We start from the raw sequence: 17,902 nt of genomic DNA, 5'->3' as shown, positions 1-17,902 counted from the left end.
CCAGCAAGTATTAGATAACGCATTGATAATAATTTTGCACAAACGTATTAAATAAAATTGAGAAACTAAATAAATAAAATTAGTCTTGCCTAATTTTATTTATTTAGTTTGTTTTTTGTTTATGTTTGTAATACCAATAAAAATATGAATACCCAATCGGAAGAGAATTACTTGAAATGTATTTACCGCCTTTGGCAGGATAGAGGGCAAAAAATAACGCCCACTGCCATTGCCGAATGGCTGGGCAACAATCCCGCCTCGGTAGTGGATATGATCCGCAAGCTTACCGATAAGCAATTAATTGTTTATGACAAAAAGAAAGGGGTGGAACTTACCCCGCAGGGGCAAAAGGATGCCACGCTGATCGTTCGCCGGCACCGTCTTTGGGAAGTTTTTTTATTGGAGAAACTGGGTTACCACTGGGATGAGATCCACGATATTGCCGAGGACCTGGAACATATAAAAGATGCTACTTTGGCCGACAGGCTGGATAAATTCCTGGGGTTTCCAGAGTACGACCCGCATGGCGACCCAATACCTAAGGCAAACGGCAAAATGGCAAAGCGCCACTCTACCACCCTTGCCGATGTTAAGCACGGTACCCTTTGCCGCGTAGCTGCCGTTAAAGATACCACGAGCGCGTTTTTGCAATACCTGCAAAAGCTTGATATCAACATCGGCACAAAAATTCAGCTGATTGAAAAAATACAGTTTGATGGTTCGCTGGTGATCAGCATTGCGGGGGGCGAACGCACCACGGTTTCCCAAAAATTTGGCGAGAATATCCTGATCGACATGTAAAGGCAGCGGCGGGGATTAGTTATCCAGCCTGTTTTCGGAGCTTTCTTCCTGCTCTTTATCCTGGTATTTGTATTTCATAATTACCAAAATTGTAGCCGCGCTGAACATCAGGGTAGGAATAACCGCTATAATTAAGCGCCAGGTTTGGTGCGAATCGATAGCCTTGTTGATGGTATTAACACCCACCGCAACCATACCGATGAAGATCATCAGCGGGATTATCAGTTTGCGGTTTTCGGGTGTTGCCATATTTAAAGGTACACAATTTTAGAATAAATTAATGTTTATTTTACAGATAAAGTTAATTACCAGCGGTATAGGTGCCTTTCCGGCCAGGTATACGGCCACCGCCACATCTTTCTTCCCGTAGGTAAAACAAATCGTTATGTTCCATCACCTCATCAAAAGATAATTCTGCGGTTTTGTTAATTATGGTCAGATGCAAATTTCCGTACTTACAAAGAGAGCCAATAATATTAAACCCGGGATCGCTAAAATGCGGCAAAAACACAACGCCATTACATCTCACCAGCCAAAAAAGATGCCTAAGGAATACTGGGAGATGGGCAAGTGGTACATAAATAGCCCCGTTGAAGCTTTTGCTGATGTTGTTGGCTACCAAATAAGCAAGCGCCTTTTTAACAGGCGGATAATCGTGGTTGCGGTAGCGCCATGCCGCAGTAATTTCACCCATAAAATTAAGGCCACTGTAGCCCATACTGGTACACAAGTTGGTCAATTCAGCCGCCATCTTACTACACAACCCAACGGTTGACCGGGCTTCCACGTAAAGAATATAGTATGCTACACCATCCGGCGAAAAGAATTTATCACGCCTGTAATCGGCTGTCACAAATTCAGGGTACTTTTCCAGGAAGCGCTTGCGGGCTATTTTGGTAAGCATGGCGGTACTACCTTTTCTTTAAAAATTCGGTGCGCAGTACAATGCTCATGCCGTCTACTTTGCAATCCACTTCCTCGTCGTTATCCGTTAGGCGGATCTTTTTTACCAGCGTGCCTTGCTTTAGCGTAGTACCGCCGCCTTTTACTTTCAGGCTTTTTATCAGCGTTACGCTGTCGCCGTCGTTCAGTTGGTTTCCGTTGCTATCTTTTACTATAAAATCGCTCATGCCGGCAAAGTTAGCACATAATGTTTATAACCCCTGCCTCAACATGCCTGTCCTGTACCCTGCCGACCTTTAAATCAATCTCAGGGTATTAGCCGCGTTTCATTTTACCATATTAATTGCTTAATTTGCTCAAAATCAGCAGTCCCGTTGCCGATGAAACCAATTGTTCACCGTACCTAAACTCCGTTGCTTATGAAAAAAGTGATAGCCTGCATTGCCTGTGTTTTATTACCGGTTTGCTATGCGATGGCTCAAACGGCCAAACCTTCGTCCTTAAAAGAACAGGCTGCCCGGTTGAAAACCTTTTTCGATCAGCATGAGATAGAGAAAGCATACCTGCATTTTGATAAGCCCTATTATGCCGCGGGCGATACTATATATTTTAAAGCTTACGTAGTGGCAGGAGAGAAAAATGTATTGTCGCCCCTGAGCGGTGTATTATACGCCGACCTGATAACCCCGCAAAATAAGATCATTAACGCCATCAAACTCCAGGTAATTGGCGGCCTTGCCTGGGGAGATTTCGCGCTGCCAGATTCGCTGGTTGCCGGTAACTACCGCGTACGCGCCTATACTAAACTGATGCAGAACTATGGCGGCGAGTTGTTTTTTGATAGGACGATTCCCATAGCGGCTATTATAGAGAAGCCCGTTAAAAAAGCTCCTGCAACAATGCAAGCCATCGCGCCGGAGATTCAATTTTTTCCCGAAGGGGGCGAACTGGTGCCGGGCATTCCTGCTAAAATTGCCTTTAAGGCGTTGCGTGGAGATGGTACCGGCATAGCGGCAAGCGGGGTGATTTTAGATGGCGCAGGTAAGGCAGTCTCTAACCTTAGCACCTCGCATTTGGGCATGGGATCCATTAGCTATACACCCCATACCGGCAAAAGCTATCATGCCGAAATCACCTTTGCCGATGGGTCAAAAAGCAGCATCCAGTTACCTGTAGCCGACAGTACAGCCGTAGCCATGGCCGTGAATAATTTACCCGGTAAGCTTGCCATCGCCATTAATGCCGGTGGTGGCTTTTTTCATGCAAACAAAAACAAACCGCTTAACCTGCTTTTTTATTCGGGCGGCAAACTCACCACTTTTACCGATAAACTAACCAACAGGGAGATGAAATTCGACCTGGAGAGCAACCGCCTGCAAACGGGCATTACACAAATAACGCTGTTAGCAGCCGATGGTACTCCCTTATGCGAGCGACTGGTGTTTATTGATAACAACGATAAACTCGATCTGGGTATCGCGACAGATAAAAAGGAATATCAGCAGCGCGAAAAAATAAAAGTAAGCCTCCACATTAATACTGCGGATCTTGAGACGTCTCCGGCGCATTTTTCGGTAGCTGTAATTGATAGAAGTAAAGTAGATATTATTGAAAATAAAGAAGAAAATATCCTCACCTATCTACTGCTTACTTCTAACCTTAAAGGATATATTGAAGAGCCGGGCTACTATTTCATTAACATCAACAATAAAAAACGCGAAGACCTGGACCTGGCTATGCTTACCCACGGTTACCGGCGCTTCACCTGGAAAAATATTGTCAATAACGATCTGCCACCTACAGCCATTCGGCCCGAGAAAGCATTAAGCATTAACGGACGTGCAAAATCAATTAGCGGGAAGCCTTTAAATAAAGGGCTCGTTACGCTTATCCCATCAAAAGGAGGCAGCTTGTTAAGCGAGAACACCAACGAGGACGGGGCGTTCAGTTTTCAAAACCTCGCATTTTATGATACTACCCGTTTTGTATTAAACGCCGTAAATGATAAGGGAAAAAACAATACAACGCTTACCTACAAGCCCGAACCGTTAGTGCCTATATCGCCTGTTTTGTACGCCAGTACGGATACATCTAATGTTGGAAATATACATGCGTACCTCGCAAACAGTCAAAAACAGCACTCTGAATATTTAAAATATTATGGCAAAGGCATTCAATTAAAAGAGGTAAAGATACAAGCTGTAAAAAAGTTTAACTATTACACACAAAGCCTGGCGGGGGCGGGTAATGCAGATGTTTTAATAAAAGGAATCGATTTGCCGCGTAGCGGCATGCTGGCTACTTTACTTGCCGGCCGTATTGGAGGGGTGTATTTTGCAAGCATCGATAACCCGGACGGTGGGGTACCGAAAATGCAAATTGGCAATGGCAGCGCAATGTTAGTGGTTGTAGATGGCGTACAACGCACCTCAGAACCTGGAAGACCTGTGGGCATTAATGATATTTGGCCCGGCGATATAGAAACTATTGAGGTACTCAAATATGGAAGTGCCACGGTATACGGCATGGGTGGCGGTAATGGTGTAATGGTAATTACTACAAAACAGGGTGCCGGGACAACTGCTAAAGACATTATATCCAGTGGCGTTTTACCGCTAACGGTTACCGGGTTTTATAAAGCACGCGAGTTTTATGCGCCCAGGTACGATTACATAGATAACCGCACCCGCCCCGACCTCCGCAGCACCATCTTTTGGTTACCCGAGATCACAACCGATAAAAACGGCAACGCCTCCTTCGATTTTTATAATGCCGATGGCACCGGGCAATACCAAATTATTATTGAGGGGATCAATAACAACGGTACCGCCGGTGCCGCAAAATTTAGTTATAAGGTAACGGAGTAGCTTTAGGTTACAGTCTACCCCATTAAACAAAAAAGTCTCTCCAAAATTTGGAGAGGCTTTCTAATATTTAACTTTACAATTATTTTGTAACGTACATTACTTCTTTAACGGCTTTAATTACGCGTTCCGGGTTTGGCAGGTATTCCTGTATCAAAGTTGGGGCGTAAGGCAATGGCACGTCGCCGCCCATAATGCGCAGAATTGGAGCGTCTAAGTAATCAAACGCGTCTTTCTGTACTTTAAAGGCAATTTCTGTAGCGATAGAACCTAACGGCCAGCTTTCTTCTACAATTACCAAACGGTTTGTTTTCTTAACCGATTCGATGATGCAAGGATAATCGATAGGGCGAACGGTACGTAAGTCGATAACCTCGGCGTGGATGCCTTCTTTTTCAAGCTCGGCAGCAGCGGCGTTAACCACTTTCATTATTTTACCGAAACCAACTAAGGTAACATCGCTGCCTTCTTTAGTTACAGCGGCTTTACCAATTGGTATGTAGTAAGTTTCTTCGGGCACTTCGCCTTTATCGCCATACATTAATTCCGACTCCATGAAGATACATGGGTCCGGGTCGATGATACATGATTTTAACAAGCCTTTTGCATCGGCAGGGTTTGATGGTACAACCACCTTTAAGCCCGGGCAGTTTGCGTACCAATTCTCGAAGCACTGGCTGTGCTGTGAGCTTAGCATACCCGCGTTGCCTGTTGGGCCACGGAATACGATAGGCACAGAAAACTGGCCACCGCTCATGCTCATTATTTTGGCAGCGCCGTTGATGATCTGGTCGATAGCAACAAGCGAGAAGTTAAACGTCATGAATTCGATAATAGGTTTTAAACCATTCATGGCCGAACCTATGCCTATACCGGCAAAACCTAATTCAGAGATAGGTGTATCTATTACGCGTTTAGCGCCAAATTCGTCAAGCATACCCTGGCTTACTTTGTAGGCACCGTTATATTCGGCAACCTCTTCACCCATCAGGTAAATGTTTTCGTCGTTGCGCATTTCTTCCTGCATGGCTTCTCTAAGCGCTTCTCTGAATTGTATTTCTCTCATTATTTTTTAAAATGAAGTTTTTTGCGATGGCAAATATAATCAAAATGTGGAAAATGCAATTAGGCACATTTATAATAAAGTGGTCACAAAAACCACTAAGTATTTAATGCAGCAGGCAGCTCCAATATCAACTGAGGATCGGGGATATTCAGCATCAATGCCGCTTTCTCTGAGTACTTCCCTACACCGGGGTAATCTCCTTTGGCATCGCCAATATCCAGCATTAGCTGAAAATGCAGGTGCGGCGGCCAGTGGCCGTTTTCGGTAGCATTGCCTAAGGTTGCTATCTGCTGCCCTGCTTCAATCTGCTGCCCGATAGCTAAACCATCCAGACTTACGCGGCTTAAATGCCCATACAAGCTGTACAGGGTTAATCCATCCACATTATGTTGCAGAATAATGGTTGGCCCATAATCGCCAAAACTATTGTTGTCCTGAAAACTGTGAAATGTACCGGCTAATGGCGAATAGATGGGCGTGCCACTATCTCCCCAAATATCAACGCCCAAATGCAGGCGGCGGGGTTCATCTTCCGTATCGAAATGAGCGCTACGGGCGTAAATGGTGCGGTGTTCCATGTAACCACCAATAGCATAGCGGCAATGGTTCTCTGCCAGTTTTTGGTTAATGTATGCGGTAAAAGCTTCGGTATCGGCAACCATATCCGCATCCAGTTCGGTATTGGCGGCGGTTAGGTCAAGCGGAAACAGTTTATCATCGGCGGGATGAAAATCCACAATTTTGCCAACAATGCCCTGGTAATTGGCCAGGCATGCTGCTAATTTTTCGGTAGCACCCATTGGGTTTAGCTTTCGTCGGTAGTATCGGGCTGGCGTTCTTCCTTGCTTATTTTGTCGAAGATCTTGTCCATACGCTCTACGTATTCGCTGGTATCATCCACAAAAAATTCCAGTTGCGGTATAACGCGCACCTGGTCTTTAATGCGGGCACCCAATTTATAGCGGATCTCTGATGCGTGTAGTTTTATAGCAGCCAGCGCGTGCTGGTTATCGGTTCCGTTAAAAAAGCTTAAAAATATGCGGGCGATGGCCAGATCGGGCGTAACGCGTACTTTGGTGATAGTTACTAAGGTATTGGGCAGGTAATTCATGCCCTCGCGTTGAAATATGGCGGCCAGGTCCTCCTGAATTACTCCGGCAAATTTTTGCTGACGTTTTGATTCCATGATGATTGATAACGCCGGTTAGGCAAATGAGTTTGAATTAATATGTATATATCGGCAAAAAGATAAAGCTAATGAATTTGACCGCTGATTAAAATGATTTTTTTGATTACGCTGATTTTTTGTAGCTACCGCGAGTTTTCAACTCGTCGTCCGCGTGGCGAAAGCATCCTGCTTTCGGCCGTTAAAGAACCATTCTCCACTCTCTATTTACCACTCCCTACAAATCCTGCTTTATTTCATCCAGTCTCTTCACGCTTAGCCTTGCGCTAATGCCCGATGCGATAACCGCGATAACGCTTACGGTAACAAAAACCAGCAAAAAATCTCTCGCTTTAAAAGCTACCGGGTAGGCATCCAGCACGGAGAGTTTTGCTCCCATTTTAACGAAGTTGAACTGCAATTGTAGGAGACATACGATGGTACCAAGTACAACGCCCGTAATACAGCCGATGGCCGATATCATCATCCCCTCAAAAAAGAAGATGCCCTGGATCAACCTCTTGTGGGCACCCAGGCTGGTTAAAATGGCGATGTCTTTCCGTTTGTCGATCACCAGCATAGTTAACGAGCCAACAATGTTAAAAATAGCGATAATGAGCACAAAAGTGAGGATCATAAATATGGACCAACGCTCATAATTAATGGTTTTATAAAGCCCGGTATTTTGTTCCTTGCGGTTTTTCACCACAAAGTCGGCGCCTATTTTTTCCTTTATCTCGTCCTGTACCTGGTCTACATCGGTACCGGGTTTAAAATTTATTTCTACCGAAGACACGTTTTTGGGCTCATCGAGCAGGTCACGGGTAAACTCTATCGGGGTTACCATCAGGTCATCAAACTCCTGCTGTATGCCAAACACGCCCGAGGGGATTATAGTGCGAAAGATAAAATCGTTCATCGGGTTGGTGGAGTTCCCGGAGCTTCGGCTTGGCGAATACACCTGCAATGGCGTAAACTGGTCTTTTAAGCTCACGCCGAGGCTGCTTTGTAAAGTAGTGCCGATCACCGCAAAATTGTAGCCGCTATCTTTCAGCGTAAAAGAGCCGTACTGGATGGTGCTATCCAGCTGTCGGTTTTTCAAAAAATCATCGCTTACGCCTTTAACGGTGGCAATAAAGGGCTTAGCGCCATATTTTATCAGCACTCTTTCCTGCAAAACGCTGGTGTATGAAAACACCCGCCCATCCTTGCTTAACTGCGTTAAGTAGGTTGTATTGGGGTCGAAAGTTTTACCCAGCCGAGGTTCTATTTTTATTTCGGGTGTAAAATCGCTGTACATGGAAAGAATCACCTTTTCGAAGCCATTAAATACAGAGAGAATAATGATGAGCGCTGCGCTGCCGACCAACACCCCGAGCATGGATATGCCCGATATGATATTGATGGCGTGCGTCTGTTTTTTGCTGAACAGGTACCGTTTGGCTATGTAGATGGACGTGTTCAATTTTTATAGGTAAGGATTATGTTGTTTCTCGTAACCAATGGTTGTTTCGGGGCCATGGCCGGGATATACGGTACAATCATCAGGCAGCAGAAAAAGTTTTTCTTCTATGTTCTTTATCAGTAGGCTATGGTTCCCGCCGGGCAGGTCGGTACGGCCAATGCTGTTGCGAAACAGCACGTCGCCACCAATTAAAATATTAGCACCTTCATCATAAAAACATAAATGCGCGGGCGAATGGCCGGGTGCAAATATGAGCCGGATGTTTGTATTACCGAAGCTGATGGTTCCCGTTTCGGGCAAAAACTCATCTGGCAAAGGAGAGGCATCGTATCTGAAACCCATGGCCGGGGCATAAGCAACTACAGCAGCTAAGGTCTCCGATTCACCTTCATGAAATTTCGGCTTCAACCCATACTGGTCGAACACAAAGCGGTTGCCCAGCACGTGGTCTACGTGGCAATGGGTGTTTAGCAGCAAAACGGGCTTTAATCCGTTTTCTTTTATAAAGTTTACAACCGTGTTTTGCTCCGCCGCGGTGTACATCCCGGGATCTATGATCACACACTCCTTACTATCATCAAACAAAATGTAGGTATTCTCCTGGTAAGGGTTATTTACAAAGGACTGAACGTTTGCCATGGCGCAAAGCTACTTGTTTAAGGTTAAAGGAGAAAAATTTAAATTCCCCGTAAAGACGCGATACTTCGCGTCTACATCAAGCAGGCAAGGGCCTTAAGACTTTTTCCACTTAAACGTTTTTATCATTACGTCCACATCCTTTTTTAAAAAGTTAAGTACGGGTTGTATCGAATCTAAACGTGGTTCGGAATTAAAGTATAATGCGCCGCGCAGGTAATGTTTGGTACTATCTGTGAGGAAAAACTGTGCCGATGATGCGGCATTGCCATCAATGGTATAATATACCCCGTATACCTTTCTTTCAGGGTAAGCAATAGCCGCTTCGTCTATAGAAGTGGCTTTTACGGTATGTTTAAAGCTTAGTTTATGCGCATCCTCCACCAGTTCGTTAAACTCCTTAGGCGAGGTTACCGGCTGATAACTCAAATGTAGCGTAGCATTAAACTGCGGGAACTGGATATTTTGCCAACAGGATTTTGCCCCGCGCGATTTGTCCTGTTCTATGGTTCCGTATTTAGGGTAATCAAAGGTGAAAGGGCAGCCTTCGGTATACGCCTGGTATTCTTTTTTGGGATAAATGATGCGGAAAAAGCCCCGTGGTTTGGGCGAATAGTCAGGCGCACCGCCGCAGGAAGCAATCAATAAAACAAATATAAAAAGGGCCGGGTACTTCACTTTATTAATCATTTGAGTTCCAAATTTCCCATGCTTTTTCTGCCTGTAGCACCAGCATTTCGTAGCCGTTTTTGGTGGTAGCGCGGCGTTCATCACCTTTCTTTAAAAACATGGTCAACGGAGGGTTATACACCAGGTCGAACAGCAGGTGGTCGCTGGTTATCGCCTCATATGGTATGGGGGGACACTCATCTACATTAGGGTAGGTGCCTATAGGCGTTGTATTGATAATGAGCTTGTACTCTTTAATGTGTTTTGCCGTCAGATCCTTAAACAAAATATTGCCCTTTCCGGGTTTGCGGGTTACGGATACGTGGTCTATCCCTTTGTTTTGCAGCACGCATTTAACGGCCTTTGCCGCGCCGCCATCGCCCAATATCAATGCTTTATCATGATGACTGCTCAACAGCGGGCTTAGCGATCCCTCAAAACCATAAATGTCGGTGTTGTATCCTTCCAGCCTGAAATCGTGCCCTTTAATACCTAACTCGCCGGAGAAAGCGGCGGATACCGGGCTTTCTGATATTACTTTTATACAATTTACCGCCCCGGCATTTTTGGCATCGTGCTCTATCCAGTCGAGATGTTTCATTACGTTTACCTTGTGTGGGATGGTCACATTAAGCCCGCAAAGATTGGGGTTATCATGCAACAACTTAACTAATTCGTCAATATGCTCCAGGGGGTACAGGTCATAAGCCGCATCTGTTATCTTTTCAGTAATAAACTTTTCTGTAAAGTATTTTTTAGAAAAAGAGTGCGAAAGCGGAAAGCCGATAAGCCCGTAGTTTTTCATTTTTGGCGTAAATAAACAGGATAAATTGATAACGGTAATATTAGCAACAAAGCACGAAGATTTATAATTTTTTATCCGCCGGCTCAGGATACTTGCAGCAGCGCCATGTACAGGCGGTCAATTTCTATGGGCTTGCGCAGAAAACCGGTGAAGTAGTTTTTATAGTCTTCGTTACTTTCGGCAGTAATATCAGCAGTAAGGGCAAATACAGGGGTAGCGGTATTTGGGTTTGTATTATGGCGGATCTGCTCGGTGGCATCAAAGCCGTTCATCCCGGGCATATGAATATCCATCAATATAAAATCGAAGGCTTTTAACTGCGATTTTTCCACTGCTTCCATCCCGTTTATGGCATGTTCAGATACGATCCCCCAGTTGGCCAGCAGCTTGCGGGCAACCATCGCGTTGATCATGTTATCTTCGGCCAACAGTACGGTTTTACCTTTTAACCCCTCTACAGACAGCGGGACCGCCCTGCCGGGTATGCTGGCCCGTTTTAGTTTTATATCAAAAGTAAACTCGGAGCCAACGCCGATCTTACTTCTCACGGTAACATTACTATCATAAAGCCCGGTGAGTTTTTTCACGATGGCCAGGCCAAGACCGGAGCCTCCTTGCGAGCGGGTGGTGACAGATTTCGGCTGCGAAAATGTTTCAAAGATCTCTTCAAAATGCTCCTCGGGAATACCGGTACCGGTATCAGCCACGCTAAAGCGGATGTTGTCAAACTCATCAACGGCAGCTATTTTCCGCAGGTTTAAAACCACCTTGCCGTTATCGGTATATTTTACTGCGTTACTTATCAGGTTACCTAATATCTGCGACAGCTTGGTTTCGTCGAGCTCGTAGCAATCTGCCAGTGCCTGGTCTTTTGTGAGCAATAGCTCCACCCCTTTTTTGTGCGCAAGGCTGCTGTAGGTTTTAATAACACTATCCAGCAGGTCCTGAAACGGACAGGCGCGATTATTCAACTCTACCTTGCCCGAATCGAGTTTTGTAAAATCTAAAATATCATTAATTACAAGCAGCAGGTTATTTGATGCCGATTTTAAGGAGTCCATCAACTCCTCATCATAGGCAGATTTAGCGGTTATCATGGTGGAGATGGTAGTAACCGCGTTTAACGGCGTACGTATCTCATGACTCATGGTTGATAAAAACTCCTGCTTCATCCGGGCAGTTTGCTCGGCACGCTTTTGTTTTTCTTCAATGGCTTCACGCTCTTTCTGCAGCTTTGCTTCTTTCTCCAGCGATTCCATTTTGGTGATGAGCTCATAATTCTCTATCACTTTAAGGGTTTGAGTATTAATAACCGCTTCCTTCTGGTGCAGGTAAAGCTCCAGGTACTCTAATGATCTTACGGTATCGTTCTCCAGTTTGCTTATCTGGTAAAGCAGGTAGTTGCACTTAAAGCGTATAATGGCAATATTATACTTGTTACTAAAATCGAGGCCTTTTTGCAGGATGAGTTTAGCTTTGTCCAACCGCCCCATAGCGATATACAGCTCCCCCATTTTTTGATAGGCCATGCCTAACCCCAATTTTTCGCCCGCGTTGATATGGATCTCTATGGCATTCTTAAAATCATTCTCGGCCTCTTGCAACCGGCCGGTAAATGCGTAAACCTTACCACGCCCGTATAAGGCAAAGGCCAGCCCGCGTATATCGCCGGTTTTTGATTTAATGGCGATAGATTCCTGCACAATACGAAACGCCTTCTCTACCTTGCCCTGTTTAAGGTAAATACCCGAAAGGGGGTTGTACGCGTTAGATACCAGGTTGAGATCTTTTACCCGACGGGCCGCTTCTATGGCCGATTCGTAAGAACGGACGGCGTTTTTGGGGTCGCCAAAGTATTCGTATATGGTGCCCAATGATTTGAGGGTGCGTGCCTGGTTGTGGTGATCCTGGTACTTGCGGTATATTTTAAGGCAATCGAAAAGGCAGATGAGCCCTAAATGATAGTTATCTGTTTTGTAGTAAACGCCGGCTATACTGTACTTGGCATCGGCAATACCCAGATCATCCTGCAACTCTTCAAAATAACGGATAGCCTCTTTGGCCATATGTACAGAGCGCTTATAAGCCCCCTGGATCATGTAAAACAAAGAAAGCTGGGTGAGGCTTTTACCAATAAGAGACTTGTGGCTTTGTTTCCGGCTCAGCTGCAGGGCCTCGGTGGCCAATTTTACACTGTACTTTAAATTGTGGACACGGTTACTGTAAGCATCATCCAATAACTGGTTGATGGCACCGTATTCCATTGTGTCTGCAGCCTCCATTGTTGTTTTATACAATACTAATATACTGAATATTAATTTACAAAACCCATCGTGTTTAAACGCAGCATCTATAGAAAAGTTGGCGGCACAAAAATAAAAAGGCTACACTATCCATTTACGGACGGTGCAGCCTTTCGTGTTGCCTCTTGCTAAATTATTTTATGGCTTCAAATTTCACCACCAGCTCCCAGCGTTTTTTATTCTCAACGAGCTTAAACATCGGGTCGGCGCTGTCATTAAATTCGCAACGGCGTATATTGGTAAAACCGGCATCGCGCAGTTCTTTTTCGGTAGATTCCCAATCCCAAAGCCAAAGGTGCTCCAGGTAGCCAAAAAGATGTTTGGTTACCGCCATAACATTACGCGGCCTTACTTCTACACCCATCATCATGCGTTTAATAAGGGTAATAGAGGCTTCCGGGTCTTTTTTTACATCTTTATCGTTGATGTAATCGCGTATCAAAACCTCCAGATCGGGCATAATAATACGGAAGATGCCACCGGGTTTCAGCATGTTGTAAGTATTACGTAACGCTATACGAAAATGCTCAAACGACATATGCTCCAACACGTGCGAGCAGTAGGCACCATCAACGGTACCATCTTTAATGCCGGGGAGCCCTTCTGTGATATCGCCGTAGCGTACATTGCCATCAAATACCTGGCCCAGGCTCTTTCTCATTAGAAAGCCCAAAACCGGCGTTTTTTGAATACGCAATGTTGGCGACACATCGAAATTCTTCCACTCGGGAGGGGCGGCCTGGCCGCAGCCATAGTGCACGTATATTTTCTCTTCTATGGGCATTTTTTATATAAGTATGCTGTAAATTAATGGTCAAAAGCAAAAACTATTTGCCGTTTTAAATATAATTGAATTTGATAAATAAAGCAGAAAATTTAATTGTTATTGTAGCGTGTACACTTAAAGGTTGTGATTTTTTGAAAATAATATGAGTAGTTTAGCAGAAACAACCATTACCATGCTAACCAACCGTAATATACTATGCATAAGCGGCACAGAATGGCATGGTAACTATATTAAGGCGGTTGTTGAATTAATGAAGGTTTTATCTGCCGATAATAAAATTTTGTTTGTAGAGAATGCTTACACCTACAAGGATGCCCTTGCTGGCGTAAAAGGAAAAAACAAGGTAGATTACGTGCAGGCCCTTGGCCTTAAAAGCCGCATCAGCGAGATCCACCCCGAGCATGGCGGCAAGGTTTATATCCTCACACCTCCACTCGCCTTCCCCGTTAGTTTTTTATCTCCCGGCAAGTTTTACGAGACCATGCTTAACTATAACGGCTGGCTGCTACGCAGGAGCATCCGAAAGGCGCTAAAGGAGTTGGATATGAATCACGAGCTGATCAACTTCGTATCCTTTAACCCGGGCATGGGGGTGATGACGGGGCGAAGGTTTAAAGAAAAAATCCTGATATATCATTGTTATGATGAGGTGAAAGGCGCGCACCCCTGGCTAAGTAAGCACGGCATAAAGCTCGAGCAAATATTCCTGAAAATGGTGGATGCCGTTATTGTAACCTCAAAAGGCTTATTCAACAGCAAATTCGCCGAAACCAAACGCTGCTATGTAGTAAACAACGCGGTTAAAGCGTCGCTGTTCCGCCAGGGTTTTAACCCCGAGGTTAACCCTGATAAAAAGGTGATAGGTTATGTAGGCAGTGTAGACGACCGGCTTGATTATGAAATATTACAATACCTCTTCACCCAAATGCCCGATGCTACCTTCACTTTTGTTGGCCGCATCACCAGCGAACGCGGCGAGGCTATCCTAAAGAAATACAAAAACGTAAAACTGAAAGGCGCCAAAGCCCCCGAACTGCTGCCCGCTTATTCCAAAGAATTTTCGGTTGGTATTATCCCGTTTATAAAAGATGAGTTTACCAAGGGGATTTACCCGATGAAGATAAACGAATACCTGGCCGCGGGCCTGCCTGTGGTGAGTACCGACTTTAGCGACCTATCGGATTTTGAGGACGCAATCAAAATATCGGGCACCAAAGAGGGGTTCCTTCAACACGTTTTAGAAGAAATAAACACCGATACCACTGAGAAACGCCAAAGCCGTTTGGCTATAGCCGAAGGCAATACCTGGGACAAACGCGCAGAAGAACTAAGCGAGGTAATAGAACAGGTGGAGCGCGAACTTTACCCGGCATAACCCCAATTAAAACAGCATGTTAGGCTTACTGAAGCGTTATATCGCCCATAATATTACCATCGATAGCGAGAAACTGGAGGCAATAACATCCAAATTCAAACCCCTCAACTTCAAACGGAATACCACACTGCACCGGCAGGGCGAGCTTTGCGATAAGCTTTATTTTATTAATTCGGGCTGCGCGAGGGTGTTTTACTTATCGGAGCAGGGTGCAGAGCGGACCAGGTACTTTGCTTTTGACGGGATGGTGGTTACTGCGTTAGCGAGTTTTATCTCCGGTGAGGCATCTTTTGAATTTGTTGAGGTACTGGATGATGCGGAATTACTGGCGATATCCCGTAAGGATTTTTTTGAGCTGACCGAAACCATCACGGAATGGAAGGATTTTTACCGCAAGCTACTGGAGCATGCCTACATCAACAGCAACCGCCTGATAGAGCGGTTGGTTATGCGAACCGCCAAAGAGCGCTATGAACAGCTGCTGAGCCAAAACCCGAGGGTGGTGCAGCAGATAGCTAATAAAATTGTAGCCTCGTATTTGGATATCAGCCCCGAAACCTTGAGCCGGATAAAATCGCGATAAGCATTTATTGATGTAGGTCAATGCGCAGCTGTTTCGGTAGCTTTATCCTTGCAGAAAACATAACGTTATGAATTTCGACCCGGAAAATAAGGTGGTACGGCTATGCGCAAAAGGTATGCAGGCAGAAGCTGAAGGTAAAATTGAAGAAGCAGGCAATTGCTTTAAACAAGCCTGGGAAGCAGCCACTAACAATTTTGAAAAATTTACCGCCGCGCATTACTGCGCCCGCAACCAACCCGACCCGCAAGTAAACCTGCAATGGAACCTGGATGCGCTAAAGTATGTCGATGCCATCGAAAGCGATGAGCTAAAAACGCATTATCCCTCACTTTACCTCAACATTGGTAAATCGTACGAAACATTGAACGATCTTCCCTCCGCAGGGAAATATTACCAGTTGGCCTCTGAGAGCGCCGTTCACCTACCGGATAATGGTTACGGCAAAATGCTGAAAGCGGGAATTAACGAGGGTTTAAAACGGGCAGGGCTGAAAGGCTATTACAATTCCACCATAGATGCCCTTATAAATGACTGGTGCGACCGAAAGGAACTGCGTCCATTGAGCCTGGTATTACCCGCCTACCTGCAAAATTTAGGAACCGATGAGGATATTAATACGCTGATCACTGCCCTAAGTTTTTTAAGCGCAACGCGGTGTTTGAATGCTGAAGAACAGCGAAAGATAGAGGGGGTTATAGCAGACCTGGTGAGATAGCAGCCGGGTACGGTCAGCCATTCCGCTCCACCACATCATCCTGAATTTATTTCAGAACCCCACAGGACAGGTAGCCATCATGCCGCTACCGTGCATATCGTTCACTTTGCATGTGGGGTGCCGAAAAAATTTCGGCATGACGTATCTTATAAAATCGGTGCAATCAAACCTACAAATACGTAACCCCGTCAAATATAGAGCGGGTATAATAAATGGGTTTAAAGACTTCTTCGTCTACATATTGGCAGGAGGCGCGGATGTTGGTGCAATATACATCGCCAAAAATGCTGGCAATAGCGGCATCTGCGGCATCGCGGCCGGTGGCTATTTTAACCAGGGCGTTTAAGGGGATCAATCGTGTGGCATCAAACAATACCCAATCGCCACCCAAATAAGCTTCAAAACAAGCGTGAAAATCGGGCGGATTAAGCTGGTAAGCATAGCCGGTAAAGTAGCGTGCGGGTATGGTTAACGCGCGACAAAGCGCTATCCCCAAATGTGCAAAATCGCGGCAAACGCCGGCTTGCTGGGTAACGGTATCGTAGGCAGATGTTTCGGAATTGGTGAACCCGCTGAGGTATTCTACGTTTTTATAGATCCAGTCGGTAATAGCAAAAACCTGCTCAAACGAAGTGCGGATATTGCCGAAGGTATTGTTGGCTAAACGGTACAGCTTGTCCGATTGGCAATACCTGCTGGGGTTTAAGTATGGCAGTACCGATGCATCAAATTTAGCTACTGGGATCTCCTCTACATTGGAGTGATCTTTCACCTCGTAGTAATTATCAACCAAAGCCTCATACTTAATACTAATGAGGCCGGTATCAGGGATGTCCAGACGCGCGAAACGGTTCTCGCCGTTCATGGCATTTAGTTCTTCAATTTTTATGTATGGGGTAATAAGCAGCTTTTCGTCCAGTATGGTTTGGTGTGCTGTTCTTAGTGCGTGTATGTTTAGTATTAGGGTGCTCGGCGCCTTTACATCATATTCCAACTCCGCCGATACTTTAAATTTCATTGTGCTATTCCGGTAATTTTTTAAACGCTTTATCCATCCATTCGCCCGGTATATTAGCCAGGGCATTTTTTAATTCTTCGTCCCATTGGTCGGATATCGCCGCCATCTCTTTTTGCGTAAAGCGCTGTTCTACAAGTTCAAAAGTACCTTTTTTATACAGCGCAACGTCAATAGGGAAATCTACATTATTACTGCTTACACGCGTACTGTCGAAGGATAAAAACCCCGCCTTTAACGCCAGCTTCATGTCCGAATCCTCATTCAAAACACGGTTAAGTATCGCCTTACCATGCCCCGAGTTGCCTATCACTACAAAGGGCGCGCCAAGGCCAAGTTCTACCCAATTCCCTTCGGGATAAAGCAGGAACAATTTGTGCTCTTCGTCGTCCTTTAACTGCCCGCCAATAATGGTATGGAGGTCAAATTTAAAGCCGTTCTTTTCCAGTGTTGCCCGGTCTTCATCGGCTACGCGCCGCACCTGCTGCCCAAAAGCATTTACCGCTTGGTAAAGCTTGCCAAACTCTTCGGTCTCCAACAGTTCGTCAAAATAAACAAGGGCTTTGTCTCTTACCGAGCGCAGCCCGCTGGTCATCACAAACAGCGAGTAGTGCTCTTTTTGAATAATGGTGATCTTCTTCTTAACGGTAGTATCTGTCCCTGTGGTAATGCGGGTATCGGATATTGCTACTAATCCTTCTTTAACCTTAATTCCTAAGCAGTAAGTCATTCTAAAAAATATATTTATAA

General features: G+C 45.1%; 19 protein-coding genes. 5 read left to right on the top strand and 14 right to left on the bottom strand.

All coding sequences use genetic code 11. The features are described from left to right. Positions 1-144: 144 nt before the first annotated feature. The gene (locus tag ABIX36_RS12845) at positions 145-801 is read left to right on the top strand and encodes a metal-dependent transcriptional regulator (RefSeq protein ID WP_348082563.1); all 657 of its coding nucleotides are present in this window, start codon (positions 145-147) and stop codon (positions 799-801) included. 15 nt (positions 802-816) lie between these two features. Here ABIX36_RS12845 and ABIX36_RS12840 read toward each other — a convergent pair whose 3' ends face one another. From ABIX36_RS12840 to ABIX36_RS12830, 3 genes are read right to left on the bottom strand one after another with little or no spacing between them, the layout of a single operon-like run. After that, the gene (locus ABIX36_RS12840) at positions 817-1,050 is read right to left on the bottom strand and encodes a hypothetical protein (protein WP_348082562.1); all 234 of its coding nucleotides are present in this window, start codon (positions 1,048-1,050) and stop codon (positions 817-819) included. A 52-nt stretch (positions 1,051-1,102) separates the two neighbouring features. Continuing rightward, positions 1,103-1,705, bottom strand: coding sequence for a hypothetical protein (locus ABIX36_RS12835; RefSeq protein ID WP_348082561.1), 603 nt, complete (start codon positions 1,703-1,705; stop codon positions 1,103-1,105). Between the two features lie 7 nt (positions 1,706-1,712). Beyond that, positions 1,713-1,931, bottom strand: a complete 219-nt coding sequence (locus tag ABIX36_RS12830; protein ID WP_348082560.1) for a zinc ribbon domain-containing protein YjdM — start codon at positions 1,929-1,931, stop codon at positions 1,713-1,715. 192 nt (positions 1,932-2,123) lie between these two features. Between ABIX36_RS12830 and ABIX36_RS12825 the strand changes: the two genes are divergently transcribed. Further along, a complete protein-coding gene (locus tag ABIX36_RS12825) occupies positions 2,124-4,571 on the top strand; it encodes a TonB-dependent receptor plug domain-containing protein (protein WP_348082559.1) in 2,448 nt (815 codons plus the stop codon). Between the two features lie 79 nt (positions 4,572-4,650). Here ABIX36_RS12825 and ABIX36_RS12820 read toward each other — a convergent pair whose 3' ends face one another. The 9 genes from ABIX36_RS12820 to ABIX36_RS12780 form a co-directional block, all read right to left on the bottom strand. Continuing rightward, positions 4,651-5,634: a pyruvate dehydrogenase complex E1 component subunit beta gene (locus ABIX36_RS12820; RefSeq protein ID WP_128536339.1), complete on the bottom strand. Its 984-nt coding sequence runs from the start codon at positions 5,632-5,634 to the stop codon at positions 4,651-4,653. A gap of 95 nt (positions 5,635-5,729) precedes the next feature. Continuing rightward, entirely contained in the window at positions 5,730-6,434 is a 705-nt protein-coding gene (locus tag ABIX36_RS12815) for a peptidoglycan DD-metalloendopeptidase family protein (RefSeq protein ID WP_348082558.1), read from the bottom strand. Between the two features lie 5 nt (positions 6,435-6,439). Further along, complete coding sequence (gene rbfA, locus ABIX36_RS12810) at positions 6,440-6,820, bottom strand: 30S ribosome-binding factor RbfA (protein WP_348082557.1); 381 nt, start codon at positions 6,818-6,820, stop codon at positions 6,440-6,442. A gap of 217 nt (positions 6,821-7,037) precedes the next feature. Further along, positions 7,038-8,264, bottom strand: coding sequence for an FtsX-like permease family protein (locus ABIX36_RS12805; protein WP_348082556.1), 1,227 nt, complete (start codon positions 8,262-8,264; stop codon positions 7,038-7,040). 3 nt (positions 8,265-8,267) lie between these two features. After that, positions 8,268-8,903 (bottom strand): MBL fold metallo-hydrolase, encoded by a 636-nt coding sequence (locus ABIX36_RS12800; protein ID WP_348082555.1) that lies wholly within the window; start codon positions 8,901-8,903, stop codon positions 8,268-8,270. A gap of 93 nt (positions 8,904-8,996) precedes the next feature. Next, a complete protein-coding gene (gene gldD / locus ABIX36_RS12795) occupies positions 8,997-9,590 on the bottom strand; it encodes a gliding motility lipoprotein GldD (protein ID WP_348082554.1) in 594 nt (197 codons plus the stop codon). Continuing rightward, positions 9,583-10,374, bottom strand: coding sequence for a shikimate dehydrogenase (gene aroE / locus ABIX36_RS12790; protein ID WP_348082553.1), 792 nt, complete (start codon positions 10,372-10,374; stop codon positions 9,583-9,585). Before aroE ends, gldD begins: the two co-directional genes overlap by 8 nt. A gap of 83 nt (positions 10,375-10,457) precedes the next feature. After that, the gene (locus ABIX36_RS12785) at positions 10,458-12,656 is read right to left on the bottom strand and encodes a tetratricopeptide repeat protein (RefSeq protein WP_348082552.1); all 2,199 of its coding nucleotides are present in this window, start codon (positions 12,654-12,656) and stop codon (positions 10,458-10,460) included. Between the two features lie 154 nt (positions 12,657-12,810). Continuing rightward, on the bottom strand, positions 12,811-13,461 hold the full coding sequence (locus ABIX36_RS12780) for a methyltransferase domain-containing protein (protein WP_348082551.1): 651 nt from the start codon (positions 13,459-13,461) through the stop codon (positions 12,811-12,813). Positions 13,462-13,606: 145 nt separating this feature from the next. Here ABIX36_RS12780 and ABIX36_RS12775 point away from each other — a divergent pair, with 145 nt between their 5' ends. The 3 genes from ABIX36_RS12775 to ABIX36_RS12765 all read left to right on the top strand — a co-directional run bounded on the left by ABIX36_RS12775 (position 13,607) and on the right by ABIX36_RS12765 (position 16,137). Next, a complete protein-coding gene (locus tag ABIX36_RS12775) occupies positions 13,607-14,839 on the top strand; it encodes a glycosyltransferase (protein WP_348082550.1) in 1,233 nt (410 codons plus the stop codon). Between the two features lie 16 nt (positions 14,840-14,855). Beyond that, complete coding sequence (locus ABIX36_RS12770; protein WP_348082549.1) at positions 14,856-15,422, top strand: Crp/Fnr family transcriptional regulator; 567 nt, start codon at positions 14,856-14,858, stop codon at positions 15,420-15,422. 67 nt (positions 15,423-15,489) lie between these two features. Further along, positions 15,490-16,137, top strand: a complete 648-nt coding sequence (locus tag ABIX36_RS12765; protein ID WP_348082548.1) for a hypothetical protein — start codon at positions 15,490-15,492, stop codon at positions 16,135-16,137. Between the two features lie 169 nt (positions 16,138-16,306). On the opposite strand, the gene ABIX36_RS12760 is transcribed toward ABIX36_RS12765, so the two are convergent. Beyond that, entirely contained in the window at positions 16,307-17,155 is an 849-nt protein-coding gene (locus ABIX36_RS12760) for a transglutaminase family protein (protein ID WP_348082547.1), read from the bottom strand. 4 nt (positions 17,156-17,159) lie between these two features. After that, positions 17,160-17,882, bottom strand: coding sequence for a peptidase (locus ABIX36_RS12755; protein ID WP_348082546.1), 723 nt, complete (start codon positions 17,880-17,882; stop codon positions 17,160-17,162). Between the last annotated feature and the right edge of the window lie 20 nt (positions 17,883-17,902).

This window comes from Mucilaginibacter sp., assembly GCF_039925265.1.
Lineage (GTDB): Bacteria > Bacteroidota > Bacteroidia > Sphingobacteriales > Sphingobacteriaceae > Mucilaginibacter.
This window is presented reverse-complemented; position numbering and strand designations above follow the sequence as displayed.

Bases quoted from the DNA above. Each gene is read 5' to 3' on its own strand.
- ABIX36_RS12835 (WP_348082561.1), bottom strand. From the start codon at position 1,705: ATGCTTACCAAAATAGCCCGCAAGCGCTTCCTGGAAAAGTACCCTGAA.
- rbfA (WP_348082557.1), bottom strand. From the start codon at position 6,820: ATGGAATCAAAACGTCAGCAAAAATTTGCCGGAGTAATTCAGGAGGAC.
- ABIX36_RS12760 (WP_348082547.1), bottom strand. From the start codon at position 17,155: ATGAAATTTAAAGTATCGGCGGAGTTGGAATATGATGTAAAGGCGCCG.
- ABIX36_RS12830 (WP_348082560.1), bottom strand. From the start codon at position 1,931: ATGAGCGATTTTATAGTAAAAGATAGCAACGGAAACCAACTGAACGAC.
- ABIX36_RS12840 (WP_348082562.1), bottom strand. From the start codon at position 1,050: ATGGCAACACCCGAAAACCGCAAACTGATAATCCCGCTGATGATCTTC.
- ABIX36_RS12825 (WP_348082559.1), top strand. From the start codon at position 2,124: ATGAAAAAAGTGATAGCCTGCATTGCCTGTGTTTTATTACCGGTTTGC.
- aroE (WP_348082553.1), bottom strand. From the start codon at position 10,374: ATGAAAAACTACGGGCTTATCGGCTTTCCGCTTTCGCACTCTTTTTCT.
- ABIX36_RS12775 (WP_348082550.1), top strand. From the start codon at position 13,607: ATGAGTAGTTTAGCAGAAACAACCATTACCATGCTAACCAACCGTAAT.
- ABIX36_RS12815 (WP_348082558.1), bottom strand. From the start codon at position 6,434: ATGGGTGCTACCGAAAAATTAGCAGCATGCCTGGCCAATTACCAGGGC.
- ABIX36_RS12765 (WP_348082548.1), top strand. From the start codon at position 15,490: ATGAATTTCGACCCGGAAAATAAGGTGGTACGGCTATGCGCAAAAGGT.
- ABIX36_RS12785 (WP_348082552.1), bottom strand. From the start codon at position 12,656: ATGGAGGCTGCAGACACAATGGAATACGGTGCCATCAACCAGTTATTG.
- ABIX36_RS12770 (WP_348082549.1), top strand. From the start codon at position 14,856: ATGTTAGGCTTACTGAAGCGTTATATCGCCCATAATATTACCATCGAT.
- ABIX36_RS12800 (WP_348082555.1), bottom strand. From the start codon at position 8,903: ATGGCAAACGTTCAGTCCTTTGTAAATAACCCTTACCAGGAGAATACC.
- ABIX36_RS12820 (WP_128536339.1), bottom strand. From the start codon at position 5,634: ATGAGAGAAATACAATTCAGAGAAGCGCTTAGAGAAGCCATGCAGGAA.
- gldD (WP_348082554.1), bottom strand. From the start codon at position 9,590: ATGATTAATAAAGTGAAGTACCCGGCCCTTTTTATATTTGTTTTATTG.
- ABIX36_RS12755 (WP_348082546.1), bottom strand. From the start codon at position 17,882: ATGACTTACTGCTTAGGAATTAAGGTTAAAGAAGGATTAGTAGCAATA.
- ABIX36_RS12780 (WP_348082551.1), bottom strand. From the start codon at position 13,461: ATGCCCATAGAAGAGAAAATATACGTGCACTATGGCTGCGGCCAGGCC.
- ABIX36_RS12845 (WP_348082563.1), top strand. From the start codon at position 145: ATGAATACCCAATCGGAAGAGAATTACTTGAAATGTATTTACCGCCTT.